Here is a 22,716-nt window from a genome sequence, read left to right as displayed (position 1 = left end):
ACATTCCCTCCTAACATTATTCTTCGTTTTCTAATTGAAGTCTTTCCCTGATTAGAGACGCCCTTCTTACATCCCGTTCATCGGGAGATAAGCTGGCTTTGGCGTACTGTTGCAAAAAGCCCGGCTGCGTTAAAATCATCAATTCATTCAAGATCGTCCGTGGTATGTGGTCGATAAAGTCCAAATCGATACCTAACCGTAAATCGGATAAACATTTTGCTGCCTCTTTAGACTCTATGATTCGACTGTTGGTTAGAACACCATAGGATCGAAAAATGCGGTCCTCCAGTTGAATTCCTGACCGGCTCAGAAGCACTTCCCTCGCTCTTCGCTCTTGATCGATCAACTGCTTTACCACACTGTGGAGGTCTTCTACAATGTCACCTTCCGACTTACCAAGCGTGATCTGGTTCGATATTTGAAAAATATTCCCCAGTGCTTCGCTTCCTTCCCCATAGATGCCACGGACAACTAAGCCAAGCTGGTTGATCGCGGGAATCATACGATTGATCTGCTGAGTCATGGATAATGCCGGCAGGTGCATCATAACTGATGCCCGCATTCCGGTGCCGACATTCGTCGGACAAGCGGTCAAATACCCGCGTTTCTCATCAAATGCATAATCAATTTTCTCTTCCAGCCAATCGTCGAGTTGTGATGCCTGTTCCAACGCCTTATCCAGCTGGAAACCAGGGAAATAAAGTTGAAGGCGGATATGATCCTCTTCATTAACCATAATCGACACCTGCTCGTTCTGCGAAATCAACGCAGCCGAGGTGTCCGATTTTTCAGCGAGATGCGGGCTGATCAAGTGTTTTTCAACCAACACTCTTTTTTCAACCGGCTGAAGATCCGTCATCCGGACCATTTCAAAATCTTCATAATCTCTAAAGGACTCTTCTTGAAACTCTTTCTGAAAGAATTCCAATACTTCTTCTAAGGATTCTTCAGATCCAATAATCGGAAATGGATATTGGGAGAAGTTCCGGGCAAGACGTATGCGGCTGCTCATCACAATATCGCTGTCCGGCCCCTCCTGTTTCATCCAGGGACTGATAGCCTCATTTACAAAATTCTGTAACGACATCTACTCATCACCTGCCTCTCCACTATGAAGACGCCCTTCCAAAGATCTGATCCTATCTCTAACTTTCGCTGCCTCTTCAAATTCTTCCTGCTCAATTAATTGTCGAAGATTAGCTTTGTATTCTTCTATCTCTTTCTTTAAATGGAGATTGCCGCTTTCTCTTTTAGGAATCTTCCCATCATGCCTTGTATTTCCACTGTGCACCCGCCTTAAAATTGGATCCAGTCGTTCGCCGAAAGTGGTATAGCACTTTCCGCAACCAAACTTGCCAATCCTTGCAAACTCTTCATATGTCAAACCACAGTTGGAACATTTTAATGGAGATTTCTGCTGAGGTGCAGCTTTGTTCTGATCGCTGTATGGAGAAGGACTATCCGAATGAAAGAGTCCGGATAGAAGATCATTCAGAGTAAAGTTTTCTTCTCCATAATTAACATATCCATATTCTTTCGCACATACTTCACACACATGTATCTCCGACTTTTGCCCATTTACTACCTGCGTCAAATGAACGGTTGCCTGTCTTTGATGACATTCCTGGCATTCCATCTGAATCTCCCCTTTCCGCAATCAGCATTTATATTTAAGGGTGAACAGCATCGCCGTCATGATTCTTGCTCTTATCTCATCGCGTAGAGGGAGAGAAAATTTGAGCACATCACGGTCAATGATGCTTTCCATGATCTTCCCTTCCCGTTCTGTAATGACCTCATAATCGATAAGTCGCTCCAGAACGTCCACCGCTTGGGTCTGGGAGATACGGGGTTGGATTAAATCCATCAATTCCTCGATCATATCAGCGTATTTCCGATAAGGAACCCGACTGATCCGGATGTACCCGCCGCCTCCGCGTTTACTTTCCACTATATACCCCTTTTCCACAGTGAACCTTGTCTTAATCACGTAATTAATCTGCGAAGGTACACACTGGAAACGCTCAGCAATTTCGCTTCTTTTAATTTCAATGGTTTGGGACTCATCGAGGGTTTTCTTTAAATATTCCTCTATGATGTCTGATATATTTCGCATTTTCCCTCCCCCTCTTTTGACTTTGACTATCTTTGACTTTAATTTCATTATACTCATATTTTACTGGTACGCAACTATATTGTTTATGATAAATACATCAACTATGTTTCCCCTTTTCGTTAGCAAATAAAACAAAAAGCCGTGCAGTTTTTTCCTGCACAGCCTTAAATATAATGTGTCATTTTCATAACTCCTTCCTGCTCACTGATTCGACTTATCACAAGTGTACGATCATAGGACTGAGACGGACTTACCTCAACCAACAATTTCTTTTGGCTCTCAGGTAGAGACAGGACCTCCACTTTTTGAATGGTCAATTGAAATTCCTCAAATACCGACAGAACCCGATGCACCCTTGCACTTCCACGAACGGTAATGCTATAGCTGTTTTTCCGCTTGCCTCTAACTTTATGTTTTTCCATTCTATTCAGAAAGGCCAAGCTTGTCAGCACGACTAAAGTGGTAAACGTAGCAACATCGTATAACCCAGCACCGACTACTAATCCAATTGCTGCTACCGTCCAGATCGACGCTGCTGTTGTAAGACCTTTAATCGTCAAGCCGTTTACCATAATGGTCCCGGCACCTAAAAAACCAATTCCACTGATAACGTAAGAAGGTATCCTCGCCGGGTCAAACCTCACCTGCTCGTGAAGGCTCATAAATTCCGTAAACCCATAGAGAGAAAGCAGCATCATTAAACAAGCACCAACCCCGACCAAAATATGTGTCCTAAAGCCCGCCGATTGATTCTTAATCTCCCTTTCAAAACCGATTAATCCTGATAACACTAAAGCAAAGCACAGGCGGAAAATAATTAAAACAATATCATCATGAAAGAAATAAGACCAGTGCACCGCAGTTCCCCCTTTCTATATTCATATGAAACCGGTTCTGAATATAGAAAAAAACCAGAAGTAATAACTTCTGGTTTCTAAAATGACGTGGCAGCGTCCTACTCTCACGGGGATCTACCCGACTACCATCGGCGCTGAAGAGCTTAACTGCTGTGTTCGGCATGGGAACAGGTGTGACCTCTTCGCCTTCACCACCACATCAATATTCTATTGAGGTAAACCCTCAAAACTGGATAAGGAAACATCTTTATCGAAAGAAACGTTTTTCACGCGATCATTTGATCAGATAGATAAGTCATCGATCCATTAGTATCCGTCAGCTCCACGTGTCACCACGCTTCCACCTCGGACCTATCAACCTCATCGTCTCTGAGGGATCTTATTTGCTCGAAGGCAAAGGGAAATCTCATCTCAAGGGGGGCTTCATGCTTAGATGCTTTCAGCACTTATCCCGACCACACGTAGCTACCCAGCTATGCTCCTGGCGGAACAACTGGTACACCAGCGGTGTGTCCATCCCGGTCCTCTCGTACTAAGGACAGCTCCTTTCAAATTTCCAACGCCCACGACGGATAGGGACCGAACTGTCTCACGACGTTCTGAACCCAGCTCGCGTACCGCTTTAATGGGCGAACAGCCCAACCCTTGGGACCGACTACAGCCCCAGGATGCGATGAGCCGACATCGAGGTGCCAAACCTCCCCGTCGATGTGGACTCTTGGGGGAGATAAGCCTGTTATCCCCGGGGTAGCTTTTATCCGTTGAGCGACGGCCCTTCCATGCGGTACCGCCGGATCACTAAGCCCGACTTTCGTCCCTGCTCGACTTGTAGGTCTCGCAGTCAAGCTCCCTTGTGCCTTTACACTCTGCGAATGATTTCCAACCATTCTGAGGGAACCTTTGGGCGCCTCCGTTACTCTTTGGGAGGCGACCGCCCCAGTCAAACTGCCCACCTGACACTGTCTCCGGACCGGATCACGGTCCTGGGTTAGAATGTCCGTACAGCCAGGGTAGTATCCCACCAGCGCCTCCACCGAAGCTAGCGCTCCGGCTTCTAAGGCTCCTACCTATCCTGTACAAGCTGTACCAACATTCAATATCAGGCTACAGTAAAGCTCCACGGGGTCTTTCCGTCCTGTCGCGGGTAATGTGCATCTTCACACATAGTATAATTTCACCGGGTCTCTCGTTGAGACAGTGCCCAAGTCGTTGCACCTTTCGTGCGGGTCGGAACTTACCCGACAAGGAATTTCGCTACCTTAGGACCGTTATAGTTACGGCCGCCGTTTACTGGGGCTTCGGTTCAACGCTTCGCTTACGCTAACGCATCCCCTTAACCTTCCAGCACCGGGCAGGTGTCAGCCCCTATACTTCGCCTTACGGCTTCGCAGAGACCTGTGTTTTTGGTAAACAGTCGCTTGGGCCTTTTCACTGCGGCTCCTCGGCAGAGGAGCACCCCTTCTCCCGAAGTTACGGGGTCATTTTGCCGAGTTCCTTAACGAGAGTTCTCCCGCTCACCTTAGGATCCTCTCCTCGCCTACCTGTGTCGGTTTGCGGTACGGGCACCTCTTTCCTCACTAGAGGATTTTCTTGGCAGTGTGAACTCAGGAGCTTCGGTACTATAGTTCCCTCCCCATCACAGCTTGACGTTATGCCGGACGGATTTGCCTATCCGACCGTCTCACTGCTTGGACGTGCACATCCAATGGCACGCTCTCCTTATCCTCCTGCGTCCCCCCGTCGTTCAAACGGAAAGGAGGTGGTACAGGAATATCAACCTGTTGTCCATCGCCTACGCCTTTCGGCCTCGGCTTAGGTCCCGACTAACCCTGAGAGGACGAGCCTTCCTCAGGAAACCTTAGGCATTCGGTGAAAGAGATTCTCACTCTTTTTTCGCTACTCATACCGGCATTCTCACTTCTAAGCGCTCCACCAGTCCTTACGGTCTGACTTCACGGCCCTTAGAACGCTCTCCTACCATTGATCCTACGATCAATCCGCAGCTTCGGTGGTGTGTTTAGCCCCGGTACATTTTCGGCGCAGAGTCACTCGACCAGTGAGCTATTACGCACTCTTTAAATGATGGCTGCTTCTAAGCCAACATCCTGGTTGTCTAAGCAACTCCACATCCTTTTCCACTTAACACACACTTTGGGACCTTAGCTGGCGGTCTGGGCTGTTTCCCTCTCGACTATGAACCTTATCACCCACAGTCTGACTCCCAGAACAAAGTCTATGGCATTCGGAGTTTGACTGAATTCGGTAACCCGATAGGGGCCCCTCGTCCAATCAGTGCTCTACCTCCATGACTTTCTATTCTGAGGCTAGCCCTAAAGCTATTTCGGAGAGAACCAGCTATCTCCGTGTTCGATTGGCATTTCACCCCTACCCACACCTCATCCCCGCAATTTTCAACTTGCGTGGGTTCGGGCCTCCAGTCAGTGTTACCTGACCTTCACCCTGGACATGGGTAGATCACACGGTTTCGGGTCTACGACCGCATACTCACTCGCCCTATTCAGACTCGCTTTCGCTGCGGCTCCGCTTCTGCTGCTTAACCTTGCATACGGTCGTAACTCGCCGGTTCATTCTACAAAAGGCACGCCATCACCCATTAACGGGCTCTGACTACTTGTAGGCACACGGTTTCAGGATCTCTTTCACTCCCCTTCCGGGGTGCTTTTCACCTTTCCCTCACGGTACTGGTTCACTATCGGTCACTAGGGAGTATTTAGCCTTGGGAGATGGTCCTCCCGGATTCCGACGGAATTTCACGTGTTCCGCCGTACTCAGGATACACTCCGGAGGGAGAAAGGTTTCGACTACAGGGCTGTTACCTGCTCTGGCTGATCGTTCCAGATCGATTCATCTACCTTCCTCCTTGGTAACTCCAAAGGAGTGTCCTACAACCCCAAGAGGCAAGCCTCTTGGTTTGGGCTGATTCCGTTTCGCTCGCCGCTACTTGGGAAATCGCATTTGCTTTCTCTTCCTCCGGGTACTTAGATGTTTCAGTTCCCCGGGTCTGCCTTCTTATACCTATGTATTCAGCATAAGATCCTGCTCCATTACGAACAGTGGGTTTCCCCATTCGGAAATCTCCGGGTCAAAGCCTACTTACGGCTCGCCGGAGCATATCGGTGTTAGTCCCGTCCTTCATCGGCTCCTAGTACCAAGGCATCCACCGTGCGCCCTTATTCACTTAACTATCGTCGTGAAAAGACGTTTGTTTAAAACTTTCGATGTTTGATGTCTTGTCATCAATCGTTTCATCGTTAGATGATACGATGATTCCTTATCCAGTTTTCAAGGTTCACGTAGTTCAGAGAAATCTTTCGATCTCTCAAAACTGAACAACCAACCAAGTACGCTTCCGTTCTAAATCCTTAGAAAGGAGGTGATCCAGCCGCACCTTCCGATACGGCTACCTTGTTACGACTTCACCCCAATCATTGGTCCCACCTTCGGCGGCTGGCTCCAAAAGGTTACCTCACCGACTTCGGGTGTTACCAACTCTCGTGGTGTGACGGGCGGTGTGTACAAGGCCCGGGAACGTATTCACCGCGGCATGCTGATCCGCGATTACTAGCGATTCCGGCTTCATGCAGGCGAGTTGCAGCCTGCAATCCGAACTGAGAATGGTTTTATGGGATTTGCTACACCTCGCGGCTTCGCTGCCCTTTGTACCATCCATTGTAGCACGTGTGTAGCCCAGGTCATAAGGGGCATGATGATTTGACGTCATCCCCGCCTTCCTCCGGTTTGTCACCGGCAGTCACCTTAGAGTGCCCAACTGAATGCTGGCAACTAAGATCAGGGGTTGCGCTCGTTGCGGGACTTAACCCAACATCTCACGACACGAGCTGACGACAACCATGCACCACCTGTCACTTGGTCCCCGAAGGGAAATCCCTATCTCTAGGGAGGTCCAAGGATGTCAAGACCTGGTAAGGTTCTTCGCGTTGCTTCGAATTAAACCACATGCTCCACCGCTTGTGCGGGCCCCCGTCAATTCCTTTGAGTTTCAGCCTTGCGGCCGTACTCCCCAGGCGGAGTGCTTAATGCGTTAACTTCAGCACTAAGGGGTGGAAGCCCCCTAACACCTAGCACTCATCGTTTACGGCGTGGACTACCAGGGTATCTAATCCTGTTTGCTACCCACGCTTTCGCACCTCAGCGTCAGAAACAGACCAGAGAGTCGCCTTCGCCACTGGTGTTCCTCCACATATCTACGCATTTCACCGCTACACGTGGAATTCCACTCTCCTCTTCTGTCCTCAAGTTCCCCAGTTTCCAATGACCCTCCACGGTTGAGCCGTGGGCTTTCACATCAGACTTAAGGAACCGCCTGCGCGCGCTTTACGCCCAATAATTCCGGACAACGCTTGCCCCCTACGTATTACCGCGGCTGCTGGCACGTAGTTAGCCGGGGCTTCCTCGTTAGGTACCGTCAAGGTACCGCTCTATTCGCACGGTACTTGTTCTTCCCTAACAACAGAACTTTACGATCCGAAGACCTTCATCGTTCACGCGGCGTTGCTCCGTCAGACTTTCGTCCATTGCGGAAGATTCCCTACTGCTGCCTCCCGTAGGAGTCTGGGCCGTGTCTCAGTCCCAGTGTGGCCGATCACCCTCTCAGGTCGGCTACGCATCGTCGCCTTGGTGAGCCGTTACCTCACCAACTAGCTAATGCGCCGCGGGCCCATCTGTAAGTGATAGCGAGAAGCCATCTTTCAACTTTCCTTCATGCGAAAGAAAGTATTACCCGGTATTAGCCCCGGTTTCCCGGAGTTATCCCGATCTTACAGGCAGGTTGCCCACGTGTTACTCACCCGTCCGCCGCTCGTTCCACGAGCGTCACCCCGAAGGGATCAACTCGCTTCCCGCGCTCGACTTGCATGTATTAGGCACGCCGCCAGCGTTCGTCCTGAGCCAGGATCAAACTCTCCATAAAAGTGTTTGACTTGCTCATTTTGCACACCGAATGTGCTTGTTTGAATTCTCTCTATATAATAGAAAGAATGTTTGACGTACTGGTTGGTTCGTTCAGTTTTCAAAGATCAAAATAAATGGTGGAGCCTAGCGGGATCGAACCGCTGACCTCCTGCGTGCAAAGCAGGCGCTCTCCCAGCTGAGCTAAGGCCCCGTTATTAAGGAATGGTCGGGAAGACAGGATTCGAACCTGCGACCCCTTGGTCCCAAACCAAGTGCTCTACCAAGCTGAGCTACTTCCCGTTATAATGGCGCGCCCGAGAGGAGTCGAACCCCTAACCTTCTGATCCGTAGTCAGACGCTCTATCCAATTGAGCTACGGGCGCATATATATCGTATGGTGCCGAGGGCCGGACTCGAACCGGCACGGTGGAAACCCACCGCAGGATTTTAAGTCCTGTGCGTCTGCCAATTCCGCCACCCCGGCCTGGCATCTATGTTTTCACCTATGTTGTAAGTATCATTATAACTAGCTCTAATGTATCATTGGAGCGGAAGACGGGATTCGAACCCGCGACCCCCACCTTGGCAAGGTGGTGTTCTACCACTGAACTACTTCCGCATTAAAGTGCGGGTGGAGGGACTTGAACCCCCACGCCGTGAAGCACTAGATCCTAAATCTAGCGTGTCTGCCAATTCCACCACACCCGCAAAAACATGGTGAGCCATGAAGGGCTCGAACCTTCGACCCTCTGATTAAAAGTCAGATGCTCTACCAACTGAGCTAATGGCTCTCAATGTAACTAGCACTTTAATTTTTTAAGTTAGCTTTATGAGGCAACTAATGGTGCCGGCCAGAGGACTTGAACCCCCAACCTACTGATTACAAATCAGTTGCTCTGCCAGTTGAGCTAGGCCGGCGATATAAAGTTAATGGTGGAGGATGCAGGGTTCGAACCTGCGACCCCTTGCTTGTAAGGCAAGTGCTCTCCCAGCTGAGCTAATCCTCCGGATTTAATTAGGCTTGGCAGCGTCCTACTCTCACGGGGATCTACCCGACTACCATCGGCGCTGAAGAGCTTAACTGCTGTGTTCGGCATGGGAACAGGTGTGACCTCTTCGCTTTCGCCACCAAACCTTTTTTCAAGGACAAGAACTATTATAGCTCTTAACCAGTTGAAAATCAAGGGTTATTTTGAACTTTTTTTGAAAACCCTCAAAACTGGATAAGGAAACATCTTTATCGAAAGAAACGTTTTTCACGCGATCTATGATCAGATAGATAAGTCATCGATCCATTAGTATCCGTCAGCTCCACGTGTCACCACGCTTCCACCTCGGACCTATCAACCTCATCGTCTCTGAGGGATCTTATTTGCTCGAAGGCAAAGGGAAATCTCATCTCAAGGGGGGCTTCATGCTTAGATGCTTTCAGCACTTATCCCGACCACACGTAGCTACCCAGCTATGCTCCTGGCGGAACAACTGGTACACCAGCGGTGTGTCCATCCCGGTCCTCTCGTACTAAGGACAGCTCCTTTCAAATTTCCAACGCCCACGACGGATAGGGACCGAACTGTCTCACGACGTTCTGAACCCAGCTCGCGTACCGCTTTAATGGGCGAACAGCCCAACCCTTGGGACCGACTACAGCCCCAGGATGCGATGAGCCGACATCGAGGTGCCAAACCTCCCCGTCGATGTGGACTCTTGGGGGAGATAAGCCTGTTATCCCCGGGGTAGCTTTTATCCGTTGAGCGACGGCCCTTCCATGCGGTACCGCCGGATCACTAAGCCCGACTTTCGTCCCTGCTCGACTTGTAGGTCTCGCAGTCAAGCTCCCTTGTGCCTTTACACTCTGCGAATGATTTCCAACCATTCTGAGGGAACCTTTGGGCGCCTCCGTTACTCTTTGGGAGGCGACCGCCCCAGTCAAACTGCCCACCTGACACTGTCTCCGGACCGGATCACGGTCCTGGGTTAGAATGTCCGTACAGCCAGGGTAGTATCCCACCAGCGCCTCCACCGAAGCTAGCGCTCCGGCTTCTAAGGCTCCTACCTATCCTGTACAAGCTGTACCAACATTCAATATCAGGCTACAGTAAAGCTCCACGGGGTCTTTCCGTCCTGTCGCGGGTAATGTGCATCTTCACACATAGTATAATTTCACCGGGTCTCTCGTTGAGACAGTGCCCAAGTCGTTGCACCTTTCGTGCGGGTCGGAACTTACCCGACAAGGAATTTCGCTACCTTAGGACCGTTATAGTTACGGCCGCCGTTTACTGGGGCTTCGGTTCAACGCTTCGCTTACGCTAACGCATCCCCTTAACCTTCCAGCACCGGGCAGGTGTCAGCCCCTATACTTCGCCTTACGGCTTCGCAGAGACCTGTGTTTTTGGTAAACAGTCGCTTGGGCCTTTTCACTGCGGCTCCTCGGCAGAGGAGCACCCCTTCTCCCGAAGTTACGGGGTCATTTTGCCGAGTTCCTTAACGAGAGTTCTCCCGCTCACCTTAGGATCCTCTCCTCGCCTACCTGTGTCGGTTTGCGGTACGGGCACCTCTTTCCTCACTAGAGGATTTTCTTGGCAGTGTGAACTCAGGAGCTTCGGTACTATAGTTCCCTCCCCATCACAGCTTGACGTTATGCCGGACGGATTTGCCTATCCGACCGTCTCACTGCTTGGACGTGCACATCCAATGGCACGCTCTCCTTATCCTCCTGCGTCCCCCCGTCGTTCAAACGGAAAGGAGGTGGTACAGGAATATCAACCTGTTGTCCATCGCCTACGCCTTTCGGCCTCGGCTTAGGTCCCGACTAACCCTGAGAGGACGAGCCTTCCTCAGGAAACCTTAGGCATTCGGTGAAAGAGATTCTCACTCTTTTTTCGCTACTCATACCGGCATTCTCACTTCTAAGCGCTCCACCAGTCCTTACGGTCTGACTTCACGGCCCTTAGAACGCTCTCCTACCATTGATCCTACGATCAATCCGCAGCTTCGGTGGTGTGTTTAGCCCCGGTACATTTTCGGCGCAGAGTCACTCGACCAGTGAGCTATTACGCACTCTTTAAATGATGGCTGCTTCTAAGCCAACATCCTGGTTGTCTAAGCAACTCCACATCCTTTTCCACTTAACACACACTTTGGGACCTTAGCTGGCGGTCTGGGCTGTTTCCCTCTCGACTATGAACCTTATCACCCACAGTCTGACTCCCAGAACAAAGTCTATGGCATTCGGAGTTTGACTGAATTCGGTAACCCGATAGGGGCCCCTCGTCCAATCAGTGCTCTACCTCCATGACTTTCTATTCTGAGGCTAGCCCTAAAGCTATTTCGGAGAGAACCAGCTATCTCCGTGTTCGATTGGCATTTCACCCCTACCCACACCTCATCCCCGCAATTTTCAACTTGCGTGGGTTCGGGCCTCCAGTCAGTGTTACCTGACCTTCACCCTGGACATGGGTAGATCACACGGTTTCGGGTCTACGACCGCATACTCACTCGCCCTATTCAGACTCGCTTTCGCTGCGGCTCCGCTTCTGCTGCTTAACCTTGCATACGGTCGTAACTCGCCGGTTCATTCTACAAAAGGCACGCCATCACCCATTAACGGGCTCTGACTACTTGTAGGCACACGGTTTCAGGATCTCTTTCACTCCCCTTCCGGGGTGCTTTTCACCTTTCCCTCACGGTACTGGTTCACTATCGGTCACTAGGGAGTATTTAGCCTTGGGAGATGGTCCTCCCGGATTCCGACGGAATTTCACGTGTTCCGCCGTACTCAGGATACACTCCGGAGGGAGAAAGGTTTCGACTACAGGGCTGTTACCTGCTCTGGCTGATCGTTCCAGATCGATTCATCTACCTTCCTCCTTGGTAACTCCAAAGGAGTGTCCTACAACCCCAAGAGGCAAGCCTCTTGGTTTGGGCTGATTCCGTTTCGCTCGCCGCTACTTGGGAAATCGCATTTGCTTTCTCTTCCTCCGGGTACTTAGATGTTTCAGTTCCCCGGGTCTGCCTTCTTATACCTATGTATTCAGCATAAGATCCTGCTCCATTACGAACAGTGGGTTTCCCCATTCGGAAATCTCCGGGTCAAAGCCTACTTACGGCTCGCCGGAGCATATCGGTGTTAGTCCCGTCCTTCATCGGCTCCTAGTACCAAGGCATCCACCGTGCGCCCTTATTCACTTAACTATCGTCGTGAAAAGACGTTTGTTTAAAACTTTCGATGTTTGATGTCTTGTCATCAATCGTTTCATCGTTAGATGATACGATGATTCCTTATCCAGTTTTCAAGGTTCACGTAGTTCAGAGAAATCTTTCGATCTCTCAAAACTGAACAACCAACCAAGTACGCTTCCGTTCTAAATCCTTAGAAAGGAGGTGATCCAGCCGCACCTTCCGATACGGCTACCTTGTTACGACTTCACCCCAATCATTGGTCCCACCTTCGGCGGCTGGCTCCAAAAGGTTACCTCACCGACTTCGGGTGTTACCAACTCTCGTGGTGTGACGGGCGGTGTGTACAAGGCCCGGGAACGTATTCACCGCGGCATGCTGATCCGCGATTACTAGCGATTCCGGCTTCATGCAGGCGAGTTGCAGCCTGCAATCCGAACTGAGAATGGTTTTATGGGATTTGCTACACCTCGCGGCTTCGCTGCCCTTTGTACCATCCATTGTAGCACGTGTGTAGCCCAGGTCATAAGGGGCATGATGATTTGACGTCATCCCCGCCTTCCTCCGGTTTGTCACCGGCAGTCACCTTAGAGTGCCCAACTGAATGCTGGCAACTAAGATCAGGGGTTGCGCTCGTTGCGGGACTTAACCCAACATCTCACGACACGAGCTGACGACAACCATGCACCACCTGTCACTTGGTCCCCGAAGGGAAATCCCTATCTCTAGGGAGGTCCAAGGATGTCAAGACCTGGTAAGGTTCTTCGCGTTGCTTCGAATTAAACCACATGCTCCACCGCTTGTGCGGGCCCCCGTCAATTCCTTTGAGTTTCAGCCTTGCGGCCGTACTCCCCAGGCGGAGTGCTTAATGCGTTAACTTCAGCACTAAGGGGTGGAAGCCCCCTAACACCTAGCACTCATCGTTTACGGCGTGGACTACCAGGGTATCTAATCCTGTTTGCTACCCACGCTTTCGCACCTCAGCGTCAGAAACAGACCAGAGAGTCGCCTTCGCCACTGGTGTTCCTCCACATATCTACGCATTTCACCGCTACACGTGGAATTCCACTCTCCTCTTCTGTCCTCAAGTTCCCCAGTTTCCAATGACCCTCCACGGTTGAGCCGTGGGCTTTCACATCAGACTTAAGGAACCGCCTGCGCGCGCTTTACGCCCAATAATTCCGGACAACGCTTGCCCCCTACGTATTACCGCGGCTGCTGGCACGTAGTTAGCCGGGGCTTCCTCGTTAGGTACCGTCAAGGTACCGCTCTATTCGCACGGTACTTGTTCTTCCCTAACAACAGAACTTTACGATCCGAAGACCTTCATCGTTCACGCGGCGTTGCTCCGTCAGACTTTCGTCCATTGCGGAAGATTCCCTACTGCTGCCTCCCGTAGGAGTCTGGGCCGTGTCTCAGTCCCAGTGTGGCCGATCACCCTCTCAGGTCGGCTACGCATCGTCGCCTTGGTGAGCCGTTACCTCACCAACTAGCTAATGCGCCGCGGGCCCATCTGTAAGTGATAGCGAGAAGCCATCTTTCAACTTTCCTTCATGCGAAAGAAAGTATTACCCGGTATTAGCCCCGGTTTCCCGGAGTTATCCCGATCTTACAGGCAGGTTGCCCACGTGTTACTCACCCGTCCGCCGCTCGTTCCACGAGCGTCACCCCGAAGGGATCAGCTCGCTTCCCGCGCTCGACTTGCATGTATTAGGCACGCCGCCAGCGTTCGTCCTGAGCCAGGATCAAACTCTCCATAAAAGTGTTTGACTTGCTCATTTTGCACACCGAATGTGCTTGTTTGAATTCCCTCTATATAATAGAAAGAATGTTTGACGTACTGGTTGGTTCGTTCAGTTTTCAAAGATCAAAATGTTGTTTGCCGCTTAACAGCGACTTAACTAATATAACATGTTGTTTCGTTTCCGTCAACAACTTTTTTATATTTTGTTTCGTTAAGTTCTGTGCGGTGCGCCGCTCTCTTAACGCGACAAGTAATAATATATCATGGATATTAAACCTTATCAAGCGTATTTTTGTAATAAAATAATTCAGATAATTTACCCTGTATATAAGAAAAGCCCCCGCTGAAAACGGGGGCTTAGGTTTGTAATTCCATCTTCCTTTATTCTTTGTTTCTCATTTGAGGGAACAGCAGTACATCACGAATAGACGGGGAGTTCGTCAACAGCATAACAAGGCGGTCGACTCCGATACCAAGTCCTCCTGTAGGCGGCATACCATATTCCAATGCCTCCAGGAAGTCCTCATCCATCATGTGTGCTTCATCGTTACCTTCTTCTCTTTCTTTCAATTGAGCTTCAAAGCGCTGGCGCTGATCGATTGGATCATTCAACTCGGAGAAAGCATTCGCGTGCTCCCTTCCTACAATAAACAATTCGAAGCGATCCGTGAAGCGTTCATCTTCACGGTTCTTCTTAGCCAACGGTGAGATTTCGATCGGATGCCCGTAGATAAAGGTCGGCTGAATCAATTTCTCTTCTACACGCTGCTCAAAGAATTCATTTACAATATGACCGAAAGTCATCGTATCTTTAATCTCAATACCATGCTCTTCAGCAAGTTCTTTTGCACGTTCATCAGACATCTGTTCCCAGAAATCTACGCCAGTATATTCTTTAATAGCGTCGACCATATGCAGACGTGCCCATTCAGGCTCCAGGTCAATCTCTTCGTCGTTGTACATCACTTTAGTCGTTCCCAGCACTTCTTTCGCTATGTGAGCAACCATATTTTCAGTAAGAGCCATGATATCCTGGTAATCCGCATAAGCCTCATATAACTCGATCATTGTAAATTCCGGGTTATGGCGGGTAGACACCCCTTCATTACGGAAAACTCGACCGATCTCATATACCTTCTCCAATCCTCCCACGATTAGACGCTTCAGATGAAGTTCGATAGCGATACGCATGTACAGCTGCATGTCCAAGGCATTATGGTGCGTGATGAATGGACGTGCCGATGCACCACCTGCAATCCCGTGCATAAGTGGTGTTTCCACTTCCAAGAAGCCCAGGCCGTCTAAGTACCGGCGCATAGACTGGATGATCTTACTGCGCAGCACGAATGTATCGCGGCTTTCCGGGTTGGTAATGAGATCAAGATAACGTTGACGGTAACGCTGTTCCACGTCCTGCAGACCATGAAACTTCTCCGGCAATGGACGAAGTGACTTAGTCAGTAGTTGGAACTCACTAGCTTTTACCGAAAGCTCTCCTACGTTCGTTTTGAACATAACGCCGCTGACACCTACGATATCTCCAAGATCGGCCGCTTTGAAAACGTCGTACGCTTCATCACCGATTTCATCTTTACGGACATACAGTTGGATTTGACCGGAAAGATCCTGGATATGAGTAAATCCAGCTTTTCCTTTTCCGCGTTTCGTCATAATACGGCCCGCTATAGTAGCAGGAAGCTGTTTCTCTTCCAATTCATCTTTCGTAAACTGGTCGTATTTCTCTATAAGTTCTTGAGCAGAATCGGTACGTTCGAATTTGTCACCGAAAGGATCCATCCCTTTCTCACGGTGTGTATCCATCTTATCGCGCCGCACCCGCATATGTTCATTTAGTTCTTCCGCCATTATGATCACTCCATTCTTTATCTTTAGGTTAACTCCGTTACAATAATAAAAACTGCCAGTATTGGACTGGCAGTATCTAACTAAGATTTAGTATAAAAAAGTCCTATGGTCGTGTCAACGATTCAAGAGGCACGAAAAGCGCAAACACGGTTTCCGGAAAATGTATCCTTCCATCCCGAGCTGCTGTTTATGACTGTAACTCTCAAAGATTCCCCCACCTTTTCACCTCTGCGCGTTCTGCCTCCGGAATTCGCTCCAGCACATCCTGAGCCTTGCGGTTTAAATGAGGAAGAACAACATCGCAGCTGATATCTACGAGAGGAACCATCACAAAGGCCCGATCTTGCATATATGGATGAGGAATCTTCAAGTGTTCCTCGTTCACACCTTCCTGATTATACAACAAAATGTCAAGATCGATCGTCCTCGGCCCCCATTTCACTACTCTCCTTCTGCCCAATTCTTCTTCTATCACCTGGCAGTATGCCAATAAGGGAGAAGGAGCAAGATCTGTTTCCACTCGGATGACCATATTAAGAAAGTCCGCTTGATCCGTGTACCCCACAGGGGCAGTTTCATAGACGGCGGACTTATTAGTAATTTGAATCGATGCGTGTTCATCCAGGAGAGTCAGCGCGTCCTGAAGGAACTCTTCTCTTGTATTAATATTGGATCCTAATGCAATGAAGGCGATATTTCTCATGAATGGCGGCTCCTGTGAATCTCAACGGCAACAGAGTCATAATGCCCCGGGATCGGCGGGTCCGGTTTGTACCCTTTGACCGTACATGCTTCTAACAGGTCGAAAGAGAGAAAGAGTTCCGCAGCTATTTTCTCTACCAGCGTCTCGACCAAACGATATGCCTCCCCTTCCACAACCTTCTTCGTCACTTCATAAACAGCGCCGTAGTCTATAGATTTGGTCATATCATCACTGGTCGATGCCGGTTTCAAGTCCAATTCCAGCTGCAGGTCGACATAAAATCGCTGTCCCAATTTATTTTCTTCCGGAAAAAGGCCGTGATATCCCCAGAACTCCATTTGATTAAGATAAATTTTATCCATTCTTCTTCACTCCTATCATAGCATCCATCATCTTCGTCATTTTCACTATTGGCTCTACATCATGGACACGTACCATATGTACGCCTTGCGAGATCCCAAAACAAACCGTTGCACCAGTTCCCTCCATGCGTTGATCCTTCGGAAGATCCAGCACCGTTCCAATAAAAGACTTTCTTGATGTGGCAAGAAGAATCGGATAACCCAGCTCGTGAAAGTCATTTAAATGACGCATGACTACAAGATTATCTTCCTGCGTTTTGGCGAAACCGATACCTGGATCAAGAATAATCTGGTGGTCTTTTACGCCCGCTTCCTTCGCGATGGCCACACTCTGTTTCAAATCTGATTTCATATCTTCGATTAAGGATCCGTACGTTTTGTCTGTACGGTTATGCATAAGGATAATCGGTACATCATAGCGGGCAGCAACGTCGGCAATTTCCGGTTCTTTCTTTGCGCCCCATACATCATTAATAATGGAGGCCCCTGCTTCTACTGCCTGTTTAGCCACTTCCGCCTTATACGTATCAATAGAGACCGGAATATGCACAGCGCGAGTAACAGCTTTAATAATCGGCAACACCCGTGCCAGTTCTTCTTCTTCTGAAACAGGCGCATGCCCTGGGCGTGTGGATTCGCCCCCTATATCAATAATATCCGCACCGGCTTCTTCCATTCTGACTGCTTGTCTTACAGCATCATCCATATCATTGTATAGTCCCCCGTCCGAAAAGGAGTCCGGGGTTACATTCAATATTCCCATAACATGTGTCCGTTCATTCAACGTAAATGTCTTCTGAGGTGTCTCTAATGTAAAAGCCACGCTTGATTCCCTCGTTTCCAAATAATTTCTTCCCCTATCTTACAACATTTTTTAATTTCTATCAGGAACTTCTTATATAAAAAAACTGCACCCCTTCAAAAGGAGTGCAGTTCCCATTATTTACTCTTCGTCGAATTGATAAAGTGGTGTAGACAGGTAGCGCTCCCCATTACTCGGAATAATCGCTACGACTTTTTTCCCTTTACCAAGCTTCTTCGCCACTTGTTTGGCTACGTGAATCGCAGCTCCGGAAGAGATTCCGCCAAGGATTCCATCTTTCCTTGCAGCATCTCTTGCTGCAGCAAACGAATCATCCTTCGACACAGTGACCACTTCATCATAAACTTCTGTGTCCAAGATGCCGGGAACAAAACCTGCTCCGATTCCCTGAATCTTGTGCGGCCCCGGGCTCCCTCCGGACAATACCGGAGACTCTTCCGGTTCAATAGCATAAATCTTAATATCCGGATATTTTTCCTTGAGTACTTTACCAGCTCCGGTGATTGTTCCTCCAGTACCAATCCCTGCAACAAAGGCATCCAACTGATCGCCCATCTGCTCCACGATTTCCGGTCCTGTCGTTCTTTCATGAACAAGTGGATTTGCTTCGTTATTGAATTGTTGCGGCATGAAATAACCGTGCTTCTCTTCCAGTTCTGCCGCTTTTTTAATCGCGCCCTTCATTCCATCACTACCAGGAGTGAGAACAAGATCCGCACCATACGCACGCAGTAAGTTACGACGTTCTTGACTCATCGTATCAGGCATAACCAGAATTGCTTTGTAACCTTTAGCTGCAGCGATCATCGCAAGACCGATACCAGTATTACCGCTTGTCGGTTCGACGATGGTATCTCCAGCTTTCAGACGTCCGGCCTTCTCGGCCTCTTCTATCATAGAAAGGGCAATCCGGTCTTTCACGGAACTCCCGGGATTCATGTACTCAAGCTTCAAGTAAACGTCTGCACTGTCTGCATCTGCGCTTCCGTTCAATTTAACTAAAGGCGTTTGTCCAACCAACTCTGTAACATTATTTACGATTCTCATACATTCACTCCTAAAACCAAGTATTTTTATAGGATTTAAACCTAATGTACTTAAAAAATCGTCAATTGTCAAACATTTCAATCATTATTTCGACTTATTTTTCCTTTGAGTCAAACTGCATTGCATGGTCCATAAGGAGCGCTTCTCCTTATAATAAAAGAAATGGCGGATCACAATCACCCGCCATTTCAAACTTATTATTCTCCGGTACGAATTATGAATCAGAAGACGTTGATTTCAATGCTTCTAATTCGTCCACGCCGAAGTGATATTCCTCATTACAAAAATGACACTTCGCTTCGGCTCCTTTATCTTCCTCAATCATACGTTCAATTTCTTCGTTACCAAGACTTGAAAGCGCCATTTCGACACGCTCTCTTGAGCAGTGACATTGGAATTTAATCGGCATCGAATCCAACACACGTACATTTTCTTCCCCTAGAAGGGCGTACAGAATTTCTTCCGGTGATTTCCCATCACGCACTAGAGAAGAGATTGCCGGCATTTCCGACAGTCGTTTCTCAATCAAACTCGTTGTCTCTTCATCCGCCCCAGGCATCATTTGAATAATAAAGCCGCCCGAAGCAAGGATGGTGTGGTCTGTATTCACTAATACTCCAGCGCCTACAGCAGAAGGAACTTGTTCCGATGTTGCAAAGTAATACGTGAAGTCCTCACTGATTTCACCGGAAACAATAGGAACCTGACCGGTGAAGTGATCTTTCATCCCCAGATCCTTAACGATACTCAATGTACCGGATGTACCGACCGCACGGCGCACATCCAACTTTCCTTTTTCATTCAAATCGAAATCGACATGTGGATTTTTAATATATCCACGGACTTCTCCTTTGGCATTGGCATCTGCGACGATTGGTCCAGCCGGGCCGTCTCCTTCTACTTTAACGGTCAGTTTGTCTTCCCCTTTGAGCATAGCACCCATCATGGAACTGACTGTCAGCGTTCTTCCCAGCGCGGCAGATGTCGTCGCCCACGTGTCCTGCCTGCGTCTTGCTTCTTCCACTGTATCTGTAGACTTAACTGCAAACGCTCTGACCTGACCGTCAAAAGCTATTGCACGCACTAAATAATCGGACATGCTGATCATTCTCCTTTAAATACTTCTTTTTCTTTGTTGCGCTGATATATCTTATGCAGACCTTTCAAAGTCAGATAAGGATCTACATGGTCGATCGTCCGGGACTGACCTGCAATTAAGTTGGCTAGACCTCCCGTTGCGATTACCGTAGGGGTTTGTTCCGCTGTTTCCTTCATCCGCCTTACCACTTCATCCACTTGACCGACATACCCATAAAACACACCGGACTGCATTGCTTCAACTGTGCTTTGGCCGATGACTTGTTCCGGTTTCTTAATTTCGATCTTAGGAAGCTTGGCAGCCTTGGCATACAATGCCTCCATGGAAATATTTATTCCCGGGGCAATAGCCCCTCCCAAATATTCCCCTTCCGCATTAATGTAACAATACGTCGTTGCCGTTCCGAAATCAATGATGACCAGCGGCAGCTCATATTCGTCTTTTGCACCGACAGCATTCACGACCCGATCCGCTCCGATCTCTTCCGGGTTCGGGTATTTCATCTCAAGGCCGTGATCCACATGACCATCTCCGATGATCATCGGCTGCTTTTTAAAATAATAACGAGACATGCGCTCCAGTGCAAACATTATGGGCGGAACAACAGAAGAAATAATGACTCCGTCCATATCTTCAAAGCGAAGACCTTCATGATCGAACAAAGACTTGATGAGCATTCCGAATTCATCTTCTGTTTTATGACGATCCGTCTTGATCCTCCACTGATATTTTAATGTATCCCCTTCGAATACACCTAGTACTGTATTGGTATTTCCCACATCAAGGACAAAATTCATACGTATAGCCTCCCGCATCGTTTCCTTCGGCTACCATCATATCACAACAACGGTTCCCGCGCGCTTCTGCGGCACAGGAAAAGCCACACCGCTCGGGTCATGAGCTGGTGTGGCCTGGTTAAATCAGATTAAGAACGACGGTCTTCGGAATCAGGGGAATGGTTATCTCCCTCTTGCTCCGCTGTGTCTGCTTCTTTTTCCTCTTTCACGGTATCTGTTTCCTGTACATTTTCCTCATCTTTAGACTGGATGTTGACGCGTACGTCCTCATCAACAGAAGAGGTGTTATTTTTTATCTTCGCATTGTTTTCCTGTGCAAGTGCTTCCAGTTCTTCATCCGTAGGTAAACGCCCTTTGTCGAAAAGGGAACGGATTTGGACAGCATCAAGCGTCTCAATATCCAACAATGTCTGCGCGATTAACTCCAACTTATCCTTGTTCTCGGTAAGAATCGTCTTCGCACGGTCATAGCAATATTCAATGAAGTTTTTAACTTCCTGATCGATTTCATAAGCGATTTGATCACTATAGTTCTGTTCATTTTGGATATCACGGCCCAAGAATACTTGACCGCCTGAATTGGAACCGAACTGAAGCGGACCGAGTTTCTCGCTCATTCCGTACTCGGTAACCATCTTACGAGCGATGTTAGTCGCACGCTGGAAGTCGTTATGAGCACCTGTACTCACTTCACCGAAAATGATTTCCTCAGCAACACGTCCACCCAGCAAACCTGTAATCTTATCGAACAGTTCCGGCTTCGTCATGAAGTAACGATCTTCTTTCGGAAGCATTACGGCATAACCGCCGGCTTGGCCACGAGGAACGATGGTAACTTTGTGAACCATATCGGCATCATCAAGCACCATACCGATTACCGTGTGACCACTTTCATGGTGAGCAACGATGTCACGTTCTTTCTTGGAAATGACACGGCTCTTCTTAGCAGGTCCTGCAATGACGCGATCGATCGCTTCATCGACATCATCCATATCAACCTGTTTCTTATCTCCACGGGCAGCTACAAGAGCTGCTTCGTTCAAGAGGTTCTCAAGGTCTGCACCTGAGAATCCCGGTGTACGCAATGCAATCGTCTTCAAGTCGACATTTTCAGCCAACGGCTTGTTCTTCGCATGAACGCCCAAGACTGCTTCCCGACCTTTGACATCCGGACGATCTACCGTAATCTGACGGTCGAAACGACCTGGACGCAGTAGTGCAGGGTCCAGAATATCAGGTCTGTTGGTAGCCGCGATGATGATGATTCCTTCGTTCACGCCGAAACCATCCATCTCTACAAGAAGCTGGTTCAGTGTCTGTTCACGTTCATCGTGACCTCCACCAAGACCTGCTCCACGCTGACGACCGACTGCATCGATCTCATCGATGAAGATGATACCAGGTGCGTTCTTCTTCGCATTCTCGAACAAGTCACGAACACGGGAAGCACCGACACCGACAAACATTTCAACAAAATCAGAACCACTGATAGAGAAGAACGGCACTCCCGCTTCCCCTGCAACAGCACGGGCCAGCAATGTCTTACCAGTACCAGGAGGCCCCACTAATAGAACCCCTTTAGGAATACGCGCTCCGACAGCAGAGAATTTGCGAGGGTCTTTCAAGAAGTCTACGACCTCTACAAGCTCCTGCTTCTCTTCATCTGCTCCGGCAACGTCTTTAAATCGTACTTTTTTCTTCTCTTCGGAATACATCTTCGCCTTGCTCTTACCGAAGTTCATAACACGGCTTCCGCCGCCCTGAGCCTGATTAAGCAAGAAGAAGAATAAGATGAAGATAATGATGAACGGAATAATGGAGGTCAAGAATGTCACCCATGCACTAGGCTGCTCTTCTTCTTCCACATTCAGAACACTTTGTTCCTGAGCCGTCTGTGTAATGTTCGAAATCACTTCATCGTTAGCAGGGATGTTAGCAGTGAAGGATCCTTCCCCTTCAGCCGCACCTTCTAACTGACCACTGACACGAAACACCCCATTGACAGGCTGGATCGTCATCTCCTCAATATCACCGTTATTCAATTTATCGTAAAACTCATTGACATTTAACTCTTGTTGCGCATCACCTTGCCCTCGGAATAGACCGACTACGCCGATTACAACGAGGAAGATAAGTAAATAAAATAAGGTGTTACGAAATATCCGGTTCATTGCCTACCTCCTCCCAAACG

Annotated in this window: 12 protein-coding genes, 9 tRNA genes and 6 rRNA genes; all 27 read right to left on the bottom strand. The window is 48.7% G+C overall.

Going from position 1 to position 22,716, the window contains the following annotated elements; all coding sequences use genetic code 11:
* Nucleotides 1-16: 16 nt before the first annotated feature.
* On the bottom strand, nt 17-1,087 hold the full coding sequence (locus M662_RS00775; RefSeq protein ID WP_008635845.1) for a protein-arginine kinase McsB: 1,071 nt from the start codon (nt 1,085-1,087) through the stop codon (nt 17-19).
* Nucleotides 1,088-1,636, bottom strand: a complete 549-nt coding sequence (locus tag M662_RS00770; protein ID WP_008635844.1) for a protein-arginine kinase activator protein McsA — start codon at nt 1,634-1,636, stop codon at nt 1,088-1,090. It abuts the gene before it with no gap.
* Between the two features lie 21 nt (nt 1,637-1,657).
* Nucleotides 1,658-2,116 carry a CtsR family transcriptional regulator gene (locus M662_RS00765; protein WP_026577050.1) on the bottom strand — a complete coding sequence of 153 codons (459 nt, stop codon included), beginning with the start codon at nt 2,114-2,116 and terminating at the stop codon, nt 1,658-1,660.
* A gap of 164 nt (nt 2,117-2,280) precedes the next feature.
* Entirely contained in the window at nt 2,281-2,973 is a 693-nt protein-coding gene (locus tag M662_RS00760; protein ID WP_026577051.1) for an MgtC/SapB family protein, read from the bottom strand.
* Nucleotides 2,974-3,058: 85 nt separating this feature from the next.
* A 5S ribosomal RNA gene (gene rrf / locus M662_RS00755) occupies nt 3,059-3,172 on the bottom strand.
* An 87-nt stretch (nt 3,173-3,259) separates the two neighbouring features.
* Nucleotides 3,260-6,178: ribosomal RNA gene (locus tag M662_RS00750) — 23S ribosomal RNA — on the bottom strand.
* Nucleotides 6,179-6,360: 182 nt separating this feature from the next.
* Nucleotides 6,361-7,924 (bottom strand): 16S ribosomal RNA (locus M662_RS00745).
* 116 nt (nt 7,925-8,040) lie between these two features.
* Nucleotides 8,041-8,116 (bottom strand) — tRNA-Ala (locus tag M662_RS00740).
* Nucleotides 8,117-8,128: 12 nt separating this feature from the next.
* Nucleotides 8,129-8,205, bottom strand: a tRNA-Pro gene (locus M662_RS00735).
* Nucleotides 8,206-8,211: 6 nt separating this feature from the next.
* Nucleotides 8,212-8,288 (bottom strand) — tRNA-Arg (locus M662_RS00730).
* Nucleotides 8,289-8,300: 12 nt separating this feature from the next.
* A tRNA-Leu gene (locus M662_RS00725) sits at nt 8,301-8,389 on the bottom strand.
* Nucleotides 8,390-8,449: 60 nt separating this feature from the next.
* Nucleotides 8,450-8,524, bottom strand: a tRNA-Gly gene (locus M662_RS00720).
* A 7-nt stretch (nt 8,525-8,531) separates the two neighbouring features.
* Nucleotides 8,532-8,613: transfer RNA gene (locus M662_RS00715), tRNA-Leu, on the bottom strand.
* A 7-nt stretch (nt 8,614-8,620) separates the two neighbouring features.
* Nucleotides 8,621-8,696: transfer RNA gene (locus M662_RS00710), tRNA-Lys, on the bottom strand.
* Nucleotides 8,697-8,747: 51 nt separating this feature from the next.
* Nucleotides 8,748-8,823: transfer RNA gene (locus tag M662_RS00705), tRNA-Thr, on the bottom strand.
* Nucleotides 8,824-8,836: 13 nt separating this feature from the next.
* Nucleotides 8,837-8,912, bottom strand: a tRNA-Val gene (locus M662_RS00700).
* Between the two features lie 12 nt (nt 8,913-8,924).
* Nucleotides 8,925-9,038: ribosomal RNA gene (rrf, locus tag M662_RS00695) — 5S ribosomal RNA — on the bottom strand.
* Nucleotides 9,039-9,180: 142 nt separating this feature from the next.
* Nucleotides 9,181-12,099 (bottom strand): 23S ribosomal RNA (locus M662_RS00690).
* Between the two features lie 182 nt (nt 12,100-12,281).
* Nucleotides 12,282-13,845: ribosomal RNA gene (locus tag M662_RS00685) — 16S ribosomal RNA — on the bottom strand.
* Together the 16S, 23S and 5S rRNA genes with 9 tRNA genes alongside form the textbook arrangement of a ribosomal RNA operon.
* A gap of 364 nt (nt 13,846-14,209) precedes the next feature.
* Nucleotides 14,210-15,694 carry a lysine--tRNA ligase gene (gene lysS, locus M662_RS00680; RefSeq protein ID WP_008633529.1) on the bottom strand — a complete coding sequence of 495 codons (1,485 nt, stop codon included), beginning with the start codon at nt 15,692-15,694 and terminating at the stop codon, nt 14,210-14,212.
* A gap of 202 nt (nt 15,695-15,896) precedes the next feature.
* A complete protein-coding gene (folK, locus tag M662_RS00675; protein ID WP_008633528.1) occupies nt 15,897-16,397 on the bottom strand; it encodes a 2-amino-4-hydroxy-6-hydroxymethyldihydropteridine diphosphokinase in 501 nt (166 codons plus the stop codon).
* The gene (gene folB / locus M662_RS00670) at nt 16,394-16,759 is read right to left on the bottom strand and encodes a dihydroneopterin aldolase (RefSeq protein ID WP_008633527.1); all 366 of its coding nucleotides are present in this window, start codon (nt 16,757-16,759) and stop codon (nt 16,394-16,396) included. Before folB ends, folK begins: the two co-directional genes overlap by 4 nt.
* Nucleotides 16,752-17,522: a dihydropteroate synthase gene (gene folP, locus M662_RS00665; RefSeq protein WP_081594773.1), complete on the bottom strand. Its 771-nt coding sequence runs from the start codon at nt 17,520-17,522 to the stop codon at nt 16,752-16,754. The genes folB and folP overlap by 8 nt, the downstream gene beginning before the upstream one ends.
* Before the next feature lie 180 nt (nt 17,523-17,702).
* Entirely contained in the window at nt 17,703-18,629 is a 927-nt protein-coding gene (gene cysK, locus M662_RS00660) for a cysteine synthase A (RefSeq protein WP_008633525.1), read from the bottom strand.
* Between the two features lie 214 nt (nt 18,630-18,843).
* Nucleotides 18,844-19,728, bottom strand: coding sequence for an Hsp33 family molecular chaperone HslO (gene hslO, locus M662_RS00655; protein ID WP_008633523.1), 885 nt, complete (start codon nt 19,726-19,728; stop codon nt 18,844-18,846).
* A gap of 5 nt (nt 19,729-19,733) precedes the next feature.
* The gene (locus M662_RS00650) at nt 19,734-20,525 is read right to left on the bottom strand and encodes a type III pantothenate kinase (protein ID WP_026577053.1); all 792 of its coding nucleotides are present in this window, start codon (nt 20,523-20,525) and stop codon (nt 19,734-19,736) included.
* Nucleotides 20,526-20,653: 128 nt separating this feature from the next.
* Nucleotides 20,654-22,696, bottom strand: coding sequence for an ATP-dependent zinc metalloprotease FtsH (gene ftsH, locus M662_RS00645; protein WP_008633518.1), 2,043 nt, complete (start codon nt 22,694-22,696; stop codon nt 20,654-20,656).
* Nucleotides 22,697-22,716: the final 20 nt, after the last annotated feature.

The sequence above is a fragment of the Bacillus sp. SB49 genome (assembly GCF_000469135.2).
Classification (GTDB): Bacteria; Bacillota; Bacilli; order Bacillales; family Halobacillaceae; genus Halobacillus.
The sequence above is the reverse complement of the archived record's forward strand: the minus strand, read 5'-3'. Positions and strand labels throughout refer to the sequence as shown.